The 19901-nt window shown below is 66.4% G+C and carries 16 protein-coding genes and 1 pseudogene; 7 read left to right on the top strand and 10 right to left on the bottom strand.

Annotated features, from left to right (window positions below; translation table 11 throughout):
- Positions 1-254 precede the first annotated feature (254 nt).
- Positions 255-4046: a hypothetical protein gene (locus OG948_RS59170; protein WP_331773319.1), complete on the bottom strand. Its 3792-nt coding sequence runs from the start codon at positions 4044-4046 to the stop codon at positions 255-257.
- 272 nt (positions 4047-4318) lie between these two features.
- On the opposite strand from OG948_RS59170, the gene OG948_RS59175 reads away from it, so the two are divergent.
- Positions 4319-4912: an Imm21 family immunity protein gene (locus OG948_RS59175; protein ID WP_331773320.1), complete on the top strand. Its 594-nt coding sequence runs from the start codon at positions 4319-4321 to the stop codon at positions 4910-4912.
- Here the strand turns inward: OG948_RS59175 and OG948_RS59180 are convergent.
- From OG948_RS59180 to OG948_RS59200, 5 genes are all read right to left on the bottom strand, one after another.
- Complete coding sequence (locus tag OG948_RS59180) at positions 4901-7336, bottom strand: hypothetical protein (RefSeq protein ID WP_331773321.1); 2436 nt, start codon at positions 7334-7336, stop codon at positions 4901-4903. The genes OG948_RS59175 and OG948_RS59180 overlap by 12 nt on opposite strands.
- Positions 7333-7659 carry a helix-turn-helix transcriptional regulator gene (locus tag OG948_RS59185; protein ID WP_331773656.1) on the bottom strand — a complete coding sequence of 109 codons (327 nt, stop codon included), beginning with the start codon at positions 7657-7659 and terminating at the stop codon, positions 7333-7335. Before OG948_RS59185 ends, OG948_RS59180 begins: the two co-directional genes overlap by 4 nt.
- Before the next feature lie 2 nt (positions 7660-7661).
- Positions 7662-8795 carry a tyrosine-type recombinase/integrase gene (locus tag OG948_RS59190; RefSeq protein ID WP_331773322.1) on the bottom strand — a complete coding sequence of 378 codons (1134 nt, stop codon included), beginning with the start codon at positions 8793-8795 and terminating at the stop codon, positions 7662-7664.
- 108 nt (positions 8796-8903) lie between these two features.
- Positions 8904-9509 (bottom strand): ATP-binding protein, encoded by a 606-nt coding sequence (locus OG948_RS59195; protein WP_331773323.1) that lies wholly within the window; start codon positions 9507-9509, stop codon positions 8904-8906.
- Positions 9510-9835: 326 nt separating this feature from the next.
- Complete coding sequence (locus OG948_RS59200) at positions 9836-10582, bottom strand: hypothetical protein (protein WP_331773324.1); 747 nt, start codon at positions 10580-10582, stop codon at positions 9836-9838.
- Between the two features lie 219 nt (positions 10583-10801).
- Between OG948_RS59200 and OG948_RS59205 the strand changes: the two genes are divergently transcribed.
- Both OG948_RS59205 and OG948_RS59210 read left to right on the top strand, forming a co-directional pair.
- A complete protein-coding gene (locus tag OG948_RS59205) occupies positions 10802-11011 on the top strand; it encodes a hypothetical protein (RefSeq protein ID WP_331773325.1) in 210 nt (69 codons plus the stop codon).
- Between the two features lie 60 nt (positions 11012-11071).
- The gene (locus OG948_RS59210; protein WP_331773326.1) at positions 11072-11995 is read left to right on the top strand and encodes a hypothetical protein; all 924 of its coding nucleotides are present in this window, start codon (positions 11072-11074) and stop codon (positions 11993-11995) included.
- A gap of 173 nt (positions 11996-12168) precedes the next feature.
- Here the strand turns inward: OG948_RS59210 and OG948_RS59215 are convergent, their stop codons facing one another.
- From OG948_RS59215 to OG948_RS59225, 3 genes are all read right to left on the bottom strand, one after another.
- Positions 12169-12681, bottom strand: a complete 513-nt coding sequence (locus OG948_RS59215; RefSeq protein WP_331773327.1) for a hypothetical protein — start codon at positions 12679-12681, stop codon at positions 12169-12171.
- A complete protein-coding gene (locus OG948_RS59220; protein ID WP_406300861.1) occupies positions 12678-13463 on the bottom strand; it encodes a hypothetical protein in 786 nt (261 codons plus the stop codon). Before OG948_RS59220 ends, OG948_RS59215 begins: the two co-directional genes overlap by 4 nt.
- A gap of 278 nt (positions 13464-13741) precedes the next feature.
- Positions 13742-13948: a hypothetical protein gene (locus OG948_RS59225; protein ID WP_331773329.1), complete on the bottom strand. Its 207-nt coding sequence runs from the start codon at positions 13946-13948 to the stop codon at positions 13742-13744.
- Between the two features lie 198 nt (positions 13949-14146).
- On the opposite strand from OG948_RS59225, the gene OG948_RS59230 reads away from it, so the two are divergent.
- The 4 genes and pseudogenes from OG948_RS59230 (at position 14147) to istB (ending at position 18083) form a co-directional block, all read left to right on the top strand.
- On the top strand, positions 14147-15394 hold the full coding sequence (locus tag OG948_RS59230) for a hypothetical protein (RefSeq protein WP_331773330.1): 1248 nt from the start codon (positions 14147-14149) through the stop codon (positions 15392-15394).
- Between the two features lie 6 nt (positions 15395-15400).
- Positions 15401-15934 (top strand): N-acetyltransferase, encoded by a 534-nt coding sequence (locus OG948_RS59235; protein ID WP_331773331.1) that lies wholly within the window; start codon positions 15401-15403, stop codon positions 15932-15934.
- A gap of 85 nt (positions 15935-16019) precedes the next feature.
- Positions 16020-17280: pseudogene (istA, locus tag OG948_RS59240) on the top strand (IS21 family transposase).
- On the top strand, positions 17277-18083 hold the full coding sequence (istB, locus tag OG948_RS59245) for an IS21-like element helper ATPase IstB (protein ID WP_331773332.1): 807 nt from the start codon (positions 17277-17279) through the stop codon (positions 18081-18083). Before istA ends, istB begins: the two are co-directional and overlap by 4 nt.
- A 323-nt stretch (positions 18084-18406) precedes the next feature.
- Here the strand turns inward: istB and OG948_RS59250 are convergent, their stop codons facing one another.
- Positions 18407-19438 (bottom strand): Gfo/Idh/MocA family oxidoreductase, encoded by a 1032-nt coding sequence (locus tag OG948_RS59250; RefSeq protein WP_331773333.1) that lies wholly within the window; start codon positions 19436-19438, stop codon positions 18407-18409.
- Positions 19439-19901: the final 463 nt, after the last annotated feature.

A 19901-nucleotide genomic window follows, 5' to 3' on the forward strand; every position in this document is an offset into this window, starting at 1 on the left:
CCAGAACTCAAGCCGAGACGCCTGCGCGAGCGCCGGATCCTGCCCGTCGTCTTGCGTAAGGGCTGCCCGAACATCAAGGGTCTGGGAAAATCCGCTAAGCCGTGGAGCAGACCTTCGCCCTGCTCCACCACTTCAACGCCTCGCAGTCCGATGAGAACGCCGCACCAGCTCCCACGACACCTTCAGCACTCGCCTGCAGCCTCATCTGCTACCGACGTCTCAAGAAGACCCGCTCATTGATCATGTTACGAGCCCTAAGAGAACCATTTGTCCTTTTCGGCAATGCGCAGTACCGGCTTGGGTTTCCGTGACGTGGACCGAAGTGTCTGCTCGGCTGCGATGATAAAACTGTCTGGGGCTGCATCTGGATTCTTCAGTACCTGTTCAGCTACGCCCCGAAGGGCGCGCTTCTCGGTAATCAACGAAGGAACAGGGAAGCTGTGATTAAAGAAGATTTCATGGCGGTAGAACTTTTTCGTGAGGGACAAGAGTTCTGTATCGCTGATGATTCCTTGAATGCGACGGTCCCAGGCGTACGCGAGGATGGACTGCGCCAACAGGGGAGAAATTTCATTTCCGGTCTTTTTGGAAAAAACTCGATCCTTCGCTGCCCCTGCAGGAAATCGATGGAAGAATAGGGTCAACATGCGTGATCCCATACCCGCCCTTCTGAGCCAGCTGGCGGTGACCTCAACCTCTTCGCCGGCGCGCCTAGATACGCGGATTGCTGCGAGGTTGGCAAGGTCTGCGAGGCGCATAAACGACGGTTCTGGAAGGGAGTCAACTACCGATTCGATGCTTTCCCAGAGTGCGCGCAGAGTATCTACATCAGCCCAGCAGTAAGCTGCTGCTAGCAGTCGCTCCTTTTCCGAATCTGTACTTGCTGCCTGCAGTTGACTGTTCCACCAATCGACATTTTTGCCGCGGCGTCTAGCATTGCGGATTCGATCAACAAGCGAATGCTCCTCTGAGAAGAATTCATCAGCACCGGTTCCTCGATCATGCTGCGAGGGCACTGACGCCGAGATCAGGCCGATCAGAAAAGTTGACCAGTTAATTCCGAATGCCGCATCGACTTCCCGGACAATGTATCGCCAGCTAGCAAGTCCCTCAATGAGTGATTCATCTCCCTCATAGAGAGGGCGGGCGATATCCGTAAGCAAGGCAAGCGGCTTGGACCGACTCTCTTCTAGAGGAATACCCATGTGCTGGAACATGAAGGTGCCTGCGCCTTCCATGGCCCGGTATGACCAAATGGCTGGCAGCGTACACAAGAGTGCCCGACCGAGAGCGCCAGGCCCATTCTCCACGTCGAATTGATCAGGCCCGTTTAGCTTAGCCAGGATCAGATCGCGATGGCGCGACACAGGCACGATATTTTTGTTAGGCTCCCCAGCCATAAATAGCCGCAGCAGCATAAGCGCGCTCTTCTCTCCGTGGAGCGATCTCAGGTGGCGTGACGGTGCACTGAAGCCAGCCCATTTTGCAAGACGCAGTAGTTTGAGCCGTTCAGCCTCATCTCCAGATCTAAAGCGGTCCAGCCACTCCGACTGCAACTCCGCTCTTTCTTCCGTTTGCTTCCCGAGAAGGAATGCGACAGCGCGAGTATGTTCGGTCGGCAAGCTGCAGTCGAAGAATTCTGCCCGCCGCTGTTCTGTAAGATATGCGGACCCAGTTGTCGGCGAGAGGCTCACGTCGAGATATGACGTCGCAGACCAAGGAGAGCGCCGATGCTCACTGTTTGCCAGATAGGCAGATCGGATTCCGTAGGAATTGAAAACCTTGTCAATCACCTTTTCCGTGGCTACCTTAGACTGGGAGAAGACCCAGTCTTGCAGGAGGGAAAGGGCCAATGAGCGAGGATAGGTTGATCCTGCCATCTCTGGTGCATCACATAGGGCGCAAACCCTTTCCGCGAGATCTAGCAATTCCCCGACCGTAAAGCAGCCCGCGAAGAACCGGGTTACATTCATCCAATAAGGGTTGCGCGCAATACCCTCAAAGCGATCAGGTTTCGTTCCACGGCCGACGCTAGTCGCAGGGACATAGGGTGCCGTATCGTACAGGTAGCGTGCCGCGAAATATTCACGCAGCGGTTGTACTTCGAATTCATAGGTCCCTTCTACGCGAGAAACTAGAGCAACCACTCGCTCGACCATGCCTGTCAGCAGGTCATCCAGCACGTCCGGCGGTTCTTTATGGGCGTTCAAATAGTCTGTGACAACCCGCTTTAGTTCGTCGAAGTTGATACGTCCTGTGGTGCGATTGCTCTCCGCTCTGGCGTGCATGTAATATGCCAGATGCTGATGCAAGCTGATCAAAAGCATCCGGTTCTTGCGAACTACTTGACTTTTTTCAACTTCCCGGTTGAAAAACGAGGCAATGTAAGCGTCATATAGTTCAGTCCGTTTATCAGGGAGGCTCGACCCTCGGTGGTAGATGAGACTCAGTAGAATGGAGAGCTGCATGGTGTTCTTCGCAAGTTCAGCCATGTGCGGTGCAGACATTTTTTGCTTCAGCACGTGACTGATTTCAATGATGTCTGATCTGTTCAGTTTTCTGGCAGTGCCCCACTTATCTGCATACTCAAGGGCCAAATCCTGTGGAATCGGCGCCAAGGATAGATAGTGGAATTTCGTGCGCGGGAAGGACGCGGCTCCAGTTACTGCGGTTGGCCGGCTTGTGATCAGAACCTTCAAGTTTGAATTAACTTGCCGCAAGCGCGTGATGGCGGAGCTGACTTCTTCAACGACCCGATGCCGGTCCTCCAGATCGGCGACCTCGTCCAACGCGTCGAGGATCAACAATACGGGACGTTCGCGTGCCATGAATGCGACATCGGATACGTCAAACACGACGCCCCCAGAATACCTCTCGATGTGGCCGGCAATAGCACCTTCGAGAGTTTTGGGTTTATCGTGCTGTGAGCCTCCTGTTCCAGACCACGGGTCTTGCCCTTTCATCCATGATGCAAGGTCCCGCAACTCAATCTTGAACGGAATTAGGATTGCGCTCTCGGTGTAGCGTGGTAGCTGTCGCAGTTCGTCCTCTCGGCTGAGGATGCGCAACCTGTGAATTTGCGCCAGGTACTGAGAGAGCGTTGATTTGCCCTGACCGGGGGCGCCCTCCAACACGATTGCGGGGCAGTTCTCCATGAATTGCTCGTCCATGAGCAATTCGGCAGCTCCGCTAAAAGCTTTCGAGGATTCCAGCATGTAAATGAGTTCTCGGTGATGCATGCCCTCGGGGAAGAGAAGCGACGGTGCCATCGCAGTCATTTGTTCAAAGCGCGCCTGGGCTGCGGTATCACTCCCGTCTCTTGCCTCCCTAATCCTTCGCTTAAGGTGATTGATATAATGCAGTGCAAGATGATCAGACTCCGACTTGCTTGCAGTGTTTGGGATTGCTGCCGGAACGTCGATGAAAAGATTGAGCAAGGAACTTGGGAGAAGCTCGGCCTGTTTGAATCGAATAGTCGCCTCGAACTCTGCTTGGTGGGCGAAATAGGCGGTCAGCGCCATTTGTCGACGTTCGGAGTCCTGACGCGATCCGAGGTTCTCCCATAGAAGGCGAAGCATGTCGACGCCGGATAGCAGTGTCGGGTATCGAAGCTTCAGGTCAAATTGACCGTCAAGTCGCCTATCTAGGTCATCGCGCCACCAGCAGTAAGCGTCAATGGGGACATTGTCTGCGAGATACGCATCGACTTTGTCAATGGTGCCACTGTCGAGACTGGCCGTTGGTGGGACATTAGTAATGATGATATACCGTGTTGCGCCTCGCTCGACCAGTCTGTCGATTTTCTCCTTTTCGCCCTTAAGGGCATCAATAATCCACTTGCTGGGGTTCTTGATGGCGCTGGGATTGCGCGTGAATTTGACTTGGAAGACCGTTTCGAGGCGACCGCCCGCGCGGGAAGTGGCGTCCCGCCCCCCGTCGGCCATTCCAATAGGGAAGCATTGAATGTTGTCATACTCGGTAGTCAAAAGTGATTGGCAAAGCATCTGAAATCGCTGATCCAGCAGCGATTCATAGTTGTAGTCCACTGATCCTCCGAAACTTACTCTTCTTGGCGGGCGAAGTCATGGCTGGAGCAATTTCAACGGTGGGTGGGTGGTGGGGTTGCCATCCGCGCAGGGCCCCCGCGACGTCGTGGTTGAGGTCGGTGATCGCGTGGGCGGTGGCGTCGGCCCAGATGGGGTGGAGGCCGGGGACGACGGTGCGGGCCTCGGTGTCGGTCAGTATCGGTAGGTTCGGATATTCGTCTGTGCGGAATAGCGCCTTAGGCGGTGTCAGCGGGCAAGGGCAGACTGATCACATGACCGCCTCCCTCAACGTCTCTCGTCACGTCCATGCCGAACTCGCTTGGGTGCGGTCGATGGGTGGCCCATTGATCGTTATCCCGGTCTCCGCGCTGGACAAGTGGGGCGGATGCACGGAAGACGGAGTGATCGTGGGCGGCACCGAGGTTCCCGACGACTACGACCGCGCATGTGACGTGGAAGGCTGGGCGGGGATTGTCGAAGTCGGCGCCAAGGGATCAGGGTTGGTGCTGGCCGACGAGCCTGCCACGACCTGCTACCTCTCTGAGCAAAATGTCTTCCTGCGATGGCTTGCCGCCGACTCTGACGCCGAGCTCCTTGAAGCTGCCAACGCCGTCTTGGAGGACCCCGCAACCGACTGGGAAGACTGTGGGGTCTGGGAGGCCGATGGGGCAGCGGTGCTCCTGGACTCCGCTGTCGCGGGAGCTGACCTGGCCATGGAGTACCCGGATCAGGAAGGCTTGCCAGAGCAGGCCAAAATTGCCGTGCCGGCGGGACGTTGGAGAGTTCGCGCATTTCACAAGACAGGCGACTTTCCGTGGGTGGGGATCGTCCAGCTCCTTCCTGCGCAGTCAGTCTCAGCCCTCTGATCGACTGGCCACTTCGGCTGCATAGGCGGTTCTGATGGCGCCGGCCGACCACCGATCAGCGGCGGATGGGCTGACGCCCAGGAGTCGTTCGAGGACGCCTGCGGGCATCGTGGTGCAGATGTCGAGCAGGGCCGCGCAACGGCCGGATTCCGAGTAGAGCCCGATCTTCCGCAGGCGGGCGCCGAGTTGCTTGCTGGTCAGATGCCTTCCTGGCTGTTGAGTCGGGAACAGCCAAGGGGCATTGGACTCGTTTCCCATCGCGACGTGCTGGTGCTCGTTGGCGATGTCGACAAGTCGGAGGATCAGGTCGTCCAGGGGCGGCGGCATCCGCAACGGGATTTCGCGGAGTCTGAGGGCGACGCCGTTGCCGTTCTGGACGACGTGATCGGTGGTCAGGCGGCAGGTCCGGGCGGGGGTCTGGCCATAGAGCAGGACCATCAGCCCGGCAACGCGGTCCTTGATCTCGATCGAGTCGTCGTTCAGGAATCGGCGGGCAAGGCTCCATCGCGCGTCGGCGTCCAGTGGGGGGTGGAAGACGCGTCGGGGCCGGGCGGGGATGCTGATGTCGGTTGCGAACTTGCTGCGAACCGCCCAGGTGACGAACGGGGCGGCGCCGTAGGGGCCTTGGTGGTCCTCGGAGGTGAGCCAGTGGTCGACGAGCGCCTGCCGGCAGGTGGCCAGCGTTTCGCCCCGGCCCTTGATCCAGTCGAGGAAGGCGATGGCCTTGGCGATCTGGGTCTGGGCGATGTTGGTGGACGCCTCGGAGGTCGGCTTGCTGCGGGCCCGCCGTCTCACTCGTGGGATGCGGTCCCAGCAGGCGAACGCGGTGATCAGCCTGCGGTCCTCGGCATCGTCGATGGTGGCGATCTTCCGCTCGACCCACCGCTCCAGCCGGGCCAGGTGTGCGTCGCGGACGGGCAGGACGCCGGCGGAGACGAGGACGGAGCGGAAGTAGTCGACGGCCAGATCCTTCTGGCCTCCCACCATGCGGGCGTCGAGGCCTTCGTGGGTGAGCTCGCAGGCCCCGGATGCGAGGTCGGTGACCAGGCGGGCGGCGGTTGCGGATTCGCGCAGATAGAGAAGTGTTCGGCGGGAGTTGAAGTTCAGCAGTGCGTCCACGATTCTGTCGAGTTCGGGTCGCGTCGTGCCGTCCGGCGAGGTCAGGAGGTCGCGCAGGTAGCATTCGCCGGCGCATCGTCGGCAGAGGTCGTAGTGGAACAGCCGCTCGACGGTGCCGCAGTGTTTGCACTGCTTGACGGCCTCGGGGGCCCTCTTCCAGCAGTTCTCGCAGAACGGTCCGCGTGGGGTCCGGGCGACGACGCGCGACGGGGTGCCGCAGTCGGTGCAGGATTCCAGCTTGAGCGAACACATCCGGCAGCGGGGCGAGTCGGTGTCCCCGAAGTGGCAGGGCCGCATCTTGCCGCAGGAACCGCACTTCACGACCGGCGGTTTGAGGCAGACACTGCAGATCGGCCCCTCCTCGTTGCGGGTGGCGACGGCGCCGAGACGGCCGCAGGCTCGGCATTTTTCCTGGTAGGACGCCTCTTTTCTGCGGCAGGAGATGCAGAGCGGGGCGCCGGTGTCGTCGCGGCCGGCAACCGGGAGGCTTCGGCCGCACCACTTGCAGGGCTCGGCTTTCGAGTGGTTGTAGCAGGTGCCGCAGACCCGCAGCTTCTTGATCGAGTAGCCGAGGCGGACGGCTCGGCCGCAGTGCGGGCACTTCGGGGCGGGGACGTCGTCGGCTCCCTCTTGGTGGAGCCGGGTGGCCAGCAGCACGGTCCTGGGCGAGTAGTGGTGAGCCTTCCCGGCCAGCAGGCCGGGCTGATGCCGAAGATCCCAGAGCAGTCGGCGGATGACGGAGGTGTTCCCGGCTGTGACATCGGCTATCACACGGTTGAGTACCAACGCGTCGACGCCGAGGGCGAGGCCGTGCAGGTGGTCCAGGAGGTCGGTGGCCGGGTCCTCGGTGCACTCGGCCTTGAAGCAGAGACGGCAGACGTCCCGGCCTGCGGGGTCCAAGCCGTAGCGCGGGGTGGCGCCGTTGCCGCAGGCCGCGCAGGCCCAGCCCGCCGACCTGCGAGAACTGCTGCATGAGGAGCAGATTCGACCGCTTTCGCCGATGCTCATCAGCGGCCGTAGGTTGCCGCAGCGTGAGCAGAGCGGGCGGACGACGCTCGTGGCACCGAGCTCGGTGAGGATGCGAATGAAGCGTTCGACCGAGGCCGGGCCTTCGGCCCGGCCCGAGGTCAGCAGACCCGGGTCGCCGAGCAGAGCACGGCCGAGCCGGACGGCGTCCGCCTTCGTGCGGACCGCCCGGCGAAGCGCCTCCTGGACGGTCTCGGCGGGCAGACCGGGCTCGACGTCGGCGACCAGGTCGCCGATCACCGCGTGCGGGTCGTCCGCCACCCTGGACTCGGCGGTCACGACCGGGTGATCCGGGCCCGCTTGGGCCGGAAGTCGCCGACGCCGGTGGTCTCGGTGCCGTCCGCGGCCTTGTTCGCCCGGGGCCTGCCCGCGGCGACGGGCTCGATCAGGTCGTCCGTCTGGCAGTCGAGGATGTCGAGCAGGGCCATCAGCACCTTGAGGTTGAGCCGTTCCGGCGTCTCGACCACCAGCCGGTAGATCTGACTGGGTGACAGGTCGATGCCCCGCTCGGCCAGCAAGGGCCGCAGGTCGGTGGTGGAGAACATGCCCTTGGTCGCCATGACCTCGCGCAGGTGCCACTTGTAGTCGAGCTTGGCCGACATCGTCATCCGTTCCGTTCCTGGGCCGTGAGGCCGGAGTCGTTGTCGAAGGCCAACTCGATGGCCTTGAGCATCATCGTGTTCGCGAAGTCGTCGCTGACCGCGGTGTAGAGGGCGGTCGTGGAGGCGTAGAGGTGGCCGACCTGTTCTTGGATGAACTTCGGATCGACGCCGTCCTCGATGTTGTGCGTGACATACGAATGGCGCAGACAGTGCGGAACGAGCTCTTTGGGAAGCCCCAACTCATCGCGGTAGAGGGCGAACCGGTCCTCGATCTCGCGGACCTGCAGCCGACCGCCGCGTTCGGTCAGCCAGAGGGCCGGGTGGCTGGGGAAGCCGTAACGGGGCCGGATGTGGACGACGTAGTCCTCCAGGGACTCGACCGCCCACGGCATGATGCTGGCGACGTTCCGCCGCCGGGGCCCCGACCCTCTTGTGCCCTTGGCCTTGCGGACGTGCATCATGCCGAACCGGCCGAGTTGCGGGGCCTTCGCGTTGCGATAGAAGTCGACGACATCCAGGCCGGACGCCTCCGAGGCCCGCAGCCCCCACCCGTAGATCGTCTTGAACAGGGTGGAGTCGCGGTAGGCGGTCAGAGCCCCCTTGCGGCCCCGCTTGATCGCCTTCTCGACCCGCTCGTCGATGTGGTCGAAGAAGAGCTGGCACTCTTCCCGTGTCATCGGCCGGCGGTCTTCCTCGCCTTCGTAGCCCACGAGGTGTTCGCGCCGGTTGCCGTCGTGGAGGATCGGCGTCGGGTGTGTACCGAATCTCCCCAGGCAGACCTCCACCCACCCGTAGACCGGGTTGAGCAGGTAATCCATGAACACGCCCACGGCCCCCTGGTAGGTGCGGAGCGTCGCCTTGGCCCGGTTGTGGCGCATGACCAGGTCGGCCATCCACTCGTCGATGTCCGCGGCCGTCCACGTCCACGGGTACGCGTTTGTGAAGTCCCTGAACTGCTCGACGATCTTCCGACGGTCGCTGACCGTCTTCTTCTGGAGGCCTCGGCCGCCGATCTGCTGGCGTGCCCAGCCCGCCAGCATCGCCTCCAGCACCGCGTCCTCGGGGTGCAGCAGATGCACCCCGGAGACCAGCTCCAGCCGAGCCGAACCAGCGACTTCACGCGTACCTTCGAACACTCCCCGCCCTCTCGTCAGAGGGTAGAATCATGCATCTGATGACTGATCATGGCCAAATTGCCAGGTCAGAGCTGCGATCACATCGGCATGCCAAGCAGGACGAGGAGGCTAGACTTCCCGCAGTACAGCGGCATGGGCCCTGTGCGGATCACGCATCAGATGCAATTTCCCGGGGTTCGGCTCGAGGCGGATGCGGCGGCAGGTGAACGAGTGCAGGTTCGGGGCCCGTTGCGGCAGCGCCGCACCCCAGGCGGGGGAGCCGATCGCGATCAGCGCGATGTCGACGCGTGGATCCTCCGCGAGGGCGGCGAAGTACTCCAACGCCTCGCGCGGCAGCACGTCGGCGCGGTCGAGGACCACGGTGCGGCGGGTGCGTTCGAACGCCCGGGTGAGGCCGTGCTCGAAATCGGTGCGCGAGCGCGGGGTCGACGTCCCCGGCCACAGCCGCTGCCACAGGGCGTCGCGCAGCATCGCCGTGGTGGGGCGCGAGCGGAACGTCAACCACACCGCGTCCCGCCCGCGTTCACCACGATCGGCGCGTAACGCGTCGGCGACGGCGGTGCTCTTCCCGACCCCGGGCGCCCCGGTGACACATGCCAGTGCGGGCATCGCGGCGACTTCCCGCACCGCCTCGTGGACCTCCGGCAGCCCGGCGGTCACCGCCGTGCCCCATCCGGACACGACCACGGAATCGACCTCGGACTCCACGAACACGCGACGATTCCTCCCGATCGACACACCCCGAACGCGACCCAGTCTGGCTGCGCCCCACCCACCACGACACCGAAACCGACGAAGACCACCGACCACCGCACCCGCGGCGCCGTCGTGTTCCACCACGACCGCACGCTCCTTCGCTCGAGCACCCCGATCCCCGTACGGGGCGGACCCGCACGAACCGGCGCCCGGCCGGCGCGGTCCCTGGTGTACCGGCCGCCAGGCACAGCACACAGGGCGAGCGGTGACGTGACCCAGTGGACGGCCGTCCCGGGCGCAACGGATTTCGTCGGGGCGCCGCGTCCGGGTCGGGGCGTGGTCGTTCACTCCCGGGTGGCGGTCACCAGACGTTCGCCGGCGCGGCGGGCGAGCCGTTCCAGGACGACGGGGTCGAGGCCGGCGTCGCCGACGACGAGGAGGGTGACGGTGTTGGGGCCCACCCGCACGGTGATGATGTCCCCGGTCGAAACAGCCGTACCCGGGTTGACGCCCGGGCGCATCACCATCCGCATGCCCACAGCCTCGTCCCCCACGACAGGGGCGGCGATGGCACGGTATCGGATGGTGGCGGCACCGTCGGCCACAGGGAAATCGACATCCCCGCAGCTCTCCACCATCGCGCGGGTCCAGCGAAGCTGGACCACCGCGCCGTCCCCCGAATGGACATGCGTGGAGACGATCACCTTGACCCCGGTCCCGTCCTGCTCGAACTCGCGCTCCACACCGACGGTCACGCGGGTGGCGCCGGTCCGCGCATCGTCGAGCGCCTTGTCGCACGCCCGGCTCCCGGCGGACTTCGGAAACGCCTCGTCGCCGGGACCGGGCACACCGTCCTCGAGGGCTCCCGCGCTCCAGCCCGGACCGACGTCCTCGGGGGTCAGGACGCTGCGCCGCGCCTGATCCTGGGTCAAAGGGCCCACCGTCGGGGCGAACTGGGGTATCGGCGGGGCCTGGGTTCGGTGCGGGCGCGGGAGGGAGCCGCCGTCGGATCCGCAGGCGGTCATCCCGAACAGCAGCGCGGCGGTTGCGGCGGCCGCGTGGGCACGACGGACCCTCGAATACGACAACACGACTTCTCCCCCGAACGTCGATCCATGGCGCGCAGTCGCGCACACGCGACCCACGCGTGCGGATCGTAATGTCTGGTGGACGCACGGCGACAGTCCCGTGCCGCCGGAGCGTTCCGTCCGCGCCCGACACGACACGGGGGACCCGGGAAGGCCGGCTTCCCGGAACGCGAGTATCCCCCTGGGGAGTTCGCCGCAATCACGAGGAGCGAGCAGTGCCACATGCTGTTCCTGCCCCGCCCGCCGGGGCCGTCGACGTTCACCGTCCGCGTCGAGTCCGCCCCCTTGCCGCGCCCGGGCAGCTCCCGGAGCAGGCGGCCGGACGCGCTCGGGACGGCGCACCAATGGACCGCGAACGACCCCACCGCCCTGGCCGAACGCGCCGCCCGCGACCTGAGAATGCTGCTGCCGCGCCTGACGGGCGGCCGATAGCGCGGGCGCAACCGCGACAAGTCGGCGCCTGTGCCGTCGAAGCGGTCCTAGTCTGGCGGGGTGACCAAGACTGCGCAGGACCTGCCGGGCGACCCGTCCGAGCTGCACCTCGAGTACTCGTTGCGGCACCGTCTGCGCGAGGACCCCCACGACCACACGATCGAACGCTGGACGGTGACGGTCCGGCACGGCTACGAGGTACACGACGACACCCGCTGCCCGACCCTTCTCGGCTCGGACGGCGAGATCTCCTGCGAGGACGAGGCGCCGGGCCGGGACGACACCTTCTGCCCGGCGTTCGAGCCGGACGGCGTCGCAATGGGGCGCATGGTGTTCTTCCGTGTCCGGATGGACCGGGGGATGAACGCGTGGTGGGCGATGGAGGAGGAGTCCGCGGACCTGCACCGGATCGGCTGCGTGCTGCTCGACGAGGAGAGCGGGGACTTCGGCGAGCGGGCCGCCGAGTACCTGGAGTACATGGGGGTGGATCTGCTGGTCATGGACAGGGTCGTCCTGGACGAGCGGTGGCGGGGGTTCGGCCTGGGGCCGATCCTGGCCGCGGAGGCGATCGAACGACTGTCCCCGGGCACGCGGGCGGTCGCCTGCATGCCCGGGATCTCCGACCGGGAACCGGACCGGGAGCTTGGGCGGGAGGAGTGGGACCGCGTCACGGCGCGGATCACCGCCGCGTGGGCCAGGGTCGGCTTCGAAGCCTTCGCGGACGGCGTGCACCTGATCGACCCGGCGACGGTGGTCGCCGAGGAAGCCCTGTCCGTGCTGCGGGAGGACTTCGACGACCTGTGCCGGAACTGGTCGAACCCCGGAAGCGGCGGGTCCGCGGCAGGATGCCTGCCCCGACCCGGGAGCGGCAGGGACGAGAACGTGCCGCCCGCGGACGCGTCCTCGTCGACGCCACCGGCGACCGTCACCGACCTGGCGGCCAGGCGTCGTGCGGTGACATCGTCACCGCACTCGGAGTTGTGATCACCGGCCCCGACCACCGGCGCCGTGCATCGGCAATCGGGAACCCGGGCACGAGGAGGGGCACTTCGGCTTGACGACCCCGTTCGTCGGGTCAGCGCCGGGTCGGACGCATCGAGGGACGCGAAGCAGTACGAGGCCCATCGACGACGCGCGGTGCGCCGCACCGGAGGGGGTCATCCCGCCGAGTAGGGGTCCAGCCGTGAATATCTCCGGGGCAGTGTGGTGAGCAACGCGGCGAGGTCGACGCGCACCGTGCACTCGGTCACCGTGCCGGAGGTGACGAGACGTCGTTTGCCGCCCGGGGTGTGGAGTGCGACGGCGGCTGTCAGAGTGCCCCGGCCGGCCCGCCGTCCGTCCAGCCGCGCGAGGTGTTCCCACATCGGTACCGGGTCGCAGGCGTGGCCGGGTGTCGCGCACTCCTTGCCGCCGTGGGGTTCCTGCAGGTTCGAGTGAGGTCCCCAGGCGCCCAGGCCGGTGGACAGGTGTGCGTGGAGTGCTCCGTCCTCCACCCAGGTCGAGCGTTCCCACGCCCGGCCGGCCGGTGTCACCAGGCGTACGGTCGCGGCCAGGTACAGGCCGTCGCCGGGTCCCCGGTCCGGCACCGCGCGCCGTCGCGGCCCGGTGGCCGTGCGGATCGCCGCCGCGAGGGCGTCGCTCTCCACCTCGATTGCCGTCGGTGCGTTCACGGCGCCGCGAACCCTCGGAGCCGGGCCACGTCGCGCGGCCGTGCCTGCCAGCGCACCGCGGACCCCGACATCGTCCGGACGGGTGGGGCGTCCGCCGCGCTGCCGATCAGCCCGTGCCGCCCGACCAACAGGAGTTCCAGCGCCATCCACGACGCCGCGGTGCCGTACGAGAGCAGCGTCCGGCCGTCCACGTACAGCACGGCACCCGGCGACATGTCCACGTCGGCCGACTCGAAGAGGCGGCCGTCGGTGCCCGGCAGGGTGGGCCAGACCCCGAAGGGGCCGGCAAGGGCGGTGTAGTCGTGTGCCATGTAGCCGCAGCCCGGGGTGTACGGGGCGACCCGGGCCCACGGCCGGGCCCCGTCGTGCGCGAGCAGGCACACCACACCCATCGCGTGGCGCGGGTCGACGAGATGACCGGGACCGTGCCCGCGTTGGTGCATCGGCACCGTGACGCCCCCGCTGCCACACAGGAGGGAGCTCGCCACGACCCCCACATCGGGGCCGAGCCCGGCCCGGGGCAGGGCCAGGGCGTGACGCCCGATCACCCGCTCCACCCATCTCGCGTGCGTCACGTGCGGATTGTCCACGCGAGCCGCGTCACCGGCCATGGCCCGGCCCTCGGCGACGATGCCCGCGTACCGGCGCGTCTCCTGCTCGGGACGGCACCACGCGTCGAGTGCGTAGCCGTTCGCGCCCACGGGCGACGAGGCCCGCAACGCGTGATCGCTGCGCGCCGCGTAGGGCGAGTCCGGCGGGCGCACCGGCCCCGTGGGTGCCACGACAACACCCTCCAAGGGCTCACCCGTTGCGGCCGGGGAAGTGGCCAGCGAGGGATGCGGGCCCCGCGGCCGCACGGGCAGATCCCGTGCCCGAACCCCGTCGTGTCGATCCTCGCCGGGCATGGGACGGTCCGAATCGTCGATGCCTTCGGCGCCCGCCTGCACGGGCGCCGCGAGTCTGCTCACGTGATCCTCCGAGGAACGAGGGTGGAGCCGGCCCCACCCGTGTTGGGCCGGCGCCCGGGTGGGTGGGGGACGGCCGTTGGTGGGCGACGAGGTCAGCGCGGGGGCGGAGGAGGGTATGCGAGGTGGAGGCCGAGCCGAGCGTGTAGCGACTCGGCTTGTGCCAGGGTCAGGTGGTGGGCGTGGATGACGCCCGTCTCCACCCGTGCGCCGTACGTGTAGGCGACGCGCACCGTGATGGGCCGCTCGCCTGTCGTCGACTCGACCCGGACCTCGCAGACCCGGAGCCCCTCCTCGGCCACGTCGCGGCCCCTTCCTCGGGCCCGGATGCGAAGCGGATGCTCCGAACAGCGGGCCGGGCCGCCACGACCAGTCAACGGCGATGCGTCGACCAGGCGCCCATCAAAGCCGGCGCCGATCGCCGACCGGCGACCCATCATTTTGACCATCGGTTTGCAAAGCCGGTCGGGCTGCCGACACCTCGTCGCTACGGTCGGCCCATGACCGGCAACTCTCAGTTGGCCCATGTGATTCGCAGCCGTGGCCTGACCCACCGTGAGACCGCCGAGCACGTCAACGACGCGATAGCCGACATCACCGGATCGCGTGGGTCCGTCACCGAGCTCACGGTCGCGCGGTGGGTGTCGGGCAGGTCGCAATGGCCGCAGGCGCGTCAACGAGCCGCCCTCGAGGCATATTTCGGATGCCCCGTCGAGGAGTTGGGGTTCATCCCCCGCCCCCCAGGCGGGGGCACCCGGAAGGACGCGCCCGTGAACCGCCGTCAGTTCCTCGCCGCCGGCACGGCCACTGCCGTGCCTCTCGTCGTTCCGACCCGGCGCACGCTCGGTACATCCGACGTCGAGCGCCTGCGCGGTGAACTCGACCGACTCACGGCCGCGGACGACCGGCACGGCGGTACCGACAGCATCGAGGCTCGCGCCGTGCACCTCGCGCGGCACACCCTCGAACTCCAGCAGTCCGGCAACGCGTCGGCGAGGGTACGCGGCCGGCTCTACGGCCTCGCCGCCTCCTATATGTCCACCGCCATGTGGGCGAGCGTCGACGCGCGCCGCCCCGGCCGGGCCCGTCGCCACCTGGAACAGGCCGCGCACCTCGCCGGTCTGTCCACGGACCGCGCGATCCAGTGGCGTATCTGGAGCCACACCTCGATCCTCGCGCTCCAGCAGCGCAACCACGCCGAGGCCCTCGCCGCGGCCGAGGCCGCGCGCGCGGCCCCGATGACGCGACGCAGCCCGCTGTTTCGGTCGTTGGCCGCCGCCCGCGTGGCAGGCGTGTACGCAGCCACCGGCGACCGCACCGCGGCCCTACGGAACTACGAACGGGCACACCACGCTCTGGCCCGGGTCGACAACGCCGAGGACCGCCCGAGTTGGATGGTGTTTTACGACGCCGCCGAACTCGCAGGCCTCGCCTGCGTGATGCACCTGGACCTGGGCCGGCCAGCCGAGGCCGAGGCCAGCGCCCATCACGCCCTCGCCCTGCTCCGCCCCTGTCTGCAACGCAACCGGGCGTACTACACGGCGTACCTCGCCCGCGCCCAACTCCGACAAGGTGACCTCGACCAGGCGTGCGCCACCGCCGCCCGTGTCGGTGACGGAGCCCCGCCCACGGGCCGTACCGGCGACCTGCTCACCCGCTTCGGACGCGAACTGCTCACGGTGGCCCCCGACTCCCGCCACACTCGCGGGTGGATCACCCGACAGCGCGAGACCCGCACCCAGGAGTGACACGAGATGGACCTACGGCACTACCGCCTCGCCGACCTGGACGAGGCCCGACCGATCCTGACCCGGATCTACACCGAGGTCTACTCGGGAGACCTCGCCGACGAGTTCCACACCGCCGAGCGCTTCGAGGAGCGCTTGAAAGGCCACACACGCGGCCCCGACTGGCACGCGGTGATCGCGTACGACGCCGACGGCAACCCCGCGGGGTTCAGCTATGCGGCACCCCTCACCCCGACCGCGCGATGGTGGTCCGCTCTGGTGACACCGGTTCCCGACGGGTTCACCGCAGAGACCGGCGAGAGGACGCTCGCCCTGTTCGAACTCATGCTGTTGCCCGCACACCGCGGCGGCGACCTCGCCCACCGGATACACGAGGAACTGCTCGCCGCGCGGACCGAGGAGCGCGTGACGCTGCTGGTGGACCCCGAGCACTCCAAGGTGCTCGCGCTCTACGAGGCGTGGCAGTACCGGCGTGTGGCCGACGCCCAACCGTTCGCCGATTCACCCCGATACGCGGTGATGGTCCGCCAACTCACGTAATCGACCACAGGGCGCCTGTCGCTGGTTCCTGAAAACTGACCCCCAGGAGGCTTCCGAAAGTTGACCCCCTTGTTGATCATGGGGGGTGCTAAAGGTGGAGGATTGGGCCGAGATACGTCGTCTGCATCGAGCGGAGGGCGTACCCATCAAGGAGATCGCGCGGCGGCTAGGGGTGGCCCGGAATACCGTGCGGGCCGCGTTGAACTCAAACCGGCCGCCCAAATACGAGCGGGCCCTGCAGGGTTCGGTCGTGGACGCCTTCGAATCGCAGATCCGTGTCTTGTTGAAGGAATGGCCGAGGATGCCGGCCCCGGTCGTCGCGGAACGGATCGGCTGGCCGTACTCCATGTCGCCGTTGAGGAAGCGACTGGCTCTGCTGCGGCCCGAATACGTGGGCATCGACCCGGTGGATCGTGTCCACTACGAGCCCGGCGGGATCACGCAGTGCGATCTGTGGTTTCCCGAGACGAAGATACCGGTCATGACCGGTCAGGAACGGATTCTGCCGGTGCTGGTCATGACGCTGGGGTTCTCCCGCCACTTGTCCGCAGCGATGATTCCGACCCGTCAGGGCGGCGACATCCTGTCGGGTATGTGGTCCCTGATCGGCGCGATTGGGCGGGTCACCAGAACGCTGGTCCGGGATCGGGAGTCCGCGATCGGCGGGACGGGTCGGGTGACTGCTCCGGCGGCGGCTTTTGCCGGGACACTGGCCACCCGGATCCAGCTCGCGCCGCCGCGGGACCCGGAATACAAGGGAATGGTCGAACGGAACAACCAGTTCCTGGAGACATCGTTCCTGCCCGGGCGTCGGTTCACCTCGCCGGCGGATTTCAACGGCCAGCTGGCGGAATGGCTGGTGCGGGCCAACTCCCGCACGGTCCGCTCGATTCAGGGCCGGCCGGTCTACCTTTTGGAGACCGACTATCAGTCGATGCTTCCGCTGCCGCCCGTCGTCCCACCGATCGGGCTGAACAACCGGATTCGTCTGGCGCGTGATTACTACGTACGCGTCGACACCGTCGACTATTCCGTGGACCCGCAGGTGATCGGCCGATTCGTCGACGTGACCGCGTCGCCGGAGGAGGTGACGGTGTTCTGCGGACGGCCAGGTCGTCGCACGTCACCACCGGTCCTGGGCCAAGCAGGCCGTGGTCACCGACCCCGCTCATGCGGCCGCCGCCGCCCGGATGCGCCAGGCCCTCGCCCTGGAACGCCGGCGGCGCGAGGCCGCCACCCGGCATCATCCCGACGGCCACGCCGTCACACTGCGGGCCCTGCCCGACTACGACGCCCTTTTCGGTGTCGATTTCGACCCCACACCCACGAAAGCGAGCAACGAATGACCACTGCCACCAAGGAGAGTTCGGGCCACAAGGACGGGCTTCCCTCGATGATTGCCTATCTCACCCGGGCACTGAAGATGCCGACGATGGGTGTCGTCTGGGAGGACCTCGCTGCTCAGGCAAGGGACGAGAACTGGTCCCACGAGGAATACCTCGCCGCCCTGCTGCAGCGACAGGTGGCCGATCGGGAATCGAAGGGAACGGTGATGCGGATCCGCACTGCTCACTTCCCGCAGGTCAAAACGCTGGAGGACTTCAACCTCGACCACTTGCCCTCGCTGCGGCGTGATGTTCTCGCGCACCTGGCGACCGGCACATTCGTCGCGAAGGCGGAGAACGTAATTCTACTCGGACCGCCGGGACTCGGGAAAACACATCTGGCCATCGGGCTCGGCGTCAAGGCGGCCCACTCAGGTTATTCGGTCCTGTTCGACACCGCGAGCAACTGGATTTCGCGTCTCGGCGAGGCCCACCAGGCCGGCCGTCTGGAAGCCGAGCTGAAGAAGATCCGCCGCTACAAGCTGATCATTATCGATGAGGTCGGCTATATCCCGTTCGACCAGGACGCCGCGAATCTGTTCTTCCAACTCATTGCGTCCCGTTACGAGCAGGGCTCGGTCATGGTGACCTCAAATTTGCCGTTCGGGCGCTGGGGAGAAACGTTCTCGGACGACGTCGTGGCCGCCGCGATGATCGACCGCCTGGTCCATCATGCCGAGGTTCTCACCCTCACCGGTGATTCGTATCGCACTCGCCAGCGGCGCGAACTCCTCGCCAAGGAGAACCGCGCGAATCAGGGTTGAACCAGCCGCGGGGGTCAATTTTCCGAGACCCGCAGGGGGTCAGTTTTCAGAGAGCGTTGACAGCGCCCACCGGACACGTGATCGATCGCGAACCGGAGGCCGAGCACCTGCCGTGGGAGGATGTGCCCGGTTCGCCCGTGCGATGACAGAGCGCCGCACGGCCGAACCGGGGCACGCCGCCGCTCGATCGCTGCTCGCGCGCATGGCGCGCCGGCACATCGAGGCATCCCTCGCCGCCCTGCGTTGGTGTCCTCTGGCAACGAGTTCTGCCTGGTCTGACGGATGCCGGCGGGGGTCGGCCTGCGATGGCGTCCCGTGTGCAGTCAGGGCAGTTGAACCACTCGCCCCTCGCGGGCACTGCTCAGGGCGGCGTCCAGGACGGTGGCGGTGGCCACGGCGTCCCAGGGGTCGACGGGCACGGGGCCCGTCCCACGGACGGCGGCGGCGAAACCGGCGTAGAACAGATCCCATCTGCCGCGCTCGGGGGAAGCGGGCTCGACGACGTCCCCGCGCCGTACGTGGCCCCGGTGTTGCTCGGGCTCTCGACCCCAGTGGTCCCCTTCGGATTCGGGAGTCGCGCCCGCGAGCAGTGCCTGCTCCTGGCCGTCGACGCGGTCGACGACGAAGGTGCCCGTGGTTCCGGTGGCGCGCATCCTGGGGCCCGGGGAGCCCTGTCGCCAACTGCCCCAGAGGTGGGACCGCACCCCGTTGCGGTGGGTGAGGGCCACGAAGACGTCGTCGTCGAGCCCTGCGGTGTCGTCGCGCCGATGCATCTCCGCGTACACGCTCGCGACCGGCCCGGAGAGCACCAGAGCCTGGTCGACGAGGTGGCTGCCGAAGTCCACGAGCGTGCCACCGCCCGCGAGGGGCACCGCCTGCCCGGGGGCGAAGCGCTCGAAGCGGGACTCGTACCGCACCAACGTACCGAGCCGACCGCCCTCGAGGAGTGCGCGCAGGGTGAGGAAGTCGGAGTCCCATCGCCGATTCTGATACACCGTCAGCGGACGGCCGAGTTCTTCCGCGAGTTCGACCGTGGTACGCGCGGAGGCCGCGTCGAGGGCGAACGGCTTGTCACAGACCACCGCCAATCCCAGTTCCAACGCCCGCCGCACGAGCGGGACATGGGTGGCCGCGGGAGTGGAGACGGCGACCGCCTCGGCGCCCGCCCGCACCAGGTGCTCCAGCGAATCGTAGGTCGGCCGGTCCCAGTGCTCGGCCACTTGGGCACGGCGCTCGGGCGAAGTGGTGACCACTCCCACGAAGTCGCAGGCCTGCTCGGCGGCGATCAGCGGGGCATGGAAGAAGCGACCACCGAACCCGTAGCCGACGAGTCCGATACGTATGGGTGACTGCATGGAAAGGCGCCTTTGCATGGTCGGGGACATTGTGGTGGGTCGGTCTGGACGGGCTCGAAGTGCCTCGCCGGTCCGCGGCAGCACGAGAGGGGGCTGCCGCTCACCGGGGTACGCCTCGACTGCGCGGCTCCGTTCGGGAGCGCTCGACACGGCTCTCGAGCGAAGGACCCGGGTTCCTGCTCGGCGATCTCTTGCCATGCCGGTGTCGTCTCGCTGTCGATGCGGTACGGCGCGGCCTGCTGCACACTCGGACCTACCGCGCCGTTTCGTCCGATCGCCGGCGCGCCGGGGTGGTTGTCCGGACGGTGCGTGACTGCACCTGGAATCGGTTCCGGAAAGGTCGGGCTCGGCTTGCAGTCGACTGGATGGTTTGACCATTTATAGGATCAATTTTGTTCCTTCTGGAGGGAATGACTTTCCGGCGCAGGCGGAACCGCTCCTGCCTACGCGACGGTGGCAGTGT

Source organism: Embleya sp. NBC_00888, assembly GCF_045207655.1.
Classification (GTDB): domain Bacteria; phylum Actinomycetota; class Actinomycetes; order Streptomycetales; family Streptomycetaceae; genus Embleya.

Bases quoted from the DNA above. Each gene is read 5' to 3' on its own strand.
- OG948_RS59175 (WP_331773320.1), top strand. From the start codon at position 4,319: ATGACCGCCTCCCTCAACGTCTCTCGTCACGTCCATGCCGAACTCGCT.
- OG948_RS59185 (WP_331773656.1), bottom strand. From the start codon at position 7,659: ATGTCGGCCAAGCTCGACTACAAGTGGCACCTGCGCGAGGTCATGGCG.
- OG948_RS59205 (WP_331773325.1), top strand. From the start codon at position 10,802: ATGCTGTTCCTGCCCCGCCCGCCGGGGCCGTCGACGTTCACCGTCCGC.
- OG948_RS59230 (WP_331773330.1), top strand. From the start codon at position 14,147: ATGACCGGCAACTCTCAGTTGGCCCATGTGATTCGCAGCCGTGGCCTG.
- OG948_RS59235 (WP_331773331.1), top strand. From the start codon at position 15,401: ATGGACCTACGGCACTACCGCCTCGCCGACCTGGACGAGGCCCGACCG.
- istB (WP_331773332.1), top strand. From the start codon at position 17,277: ATGACCACTGCCACCAAGGAGAGTTCGGGCCACAAGGACGGGCTTCCC.
- OG948_RS59250 (WP_331773333.1), bottom strand. From the start codon at position 19,438: ATGCAGTCACCCATACGTATCGGACTCGTCGGCTACGGGTTCGGTGGT.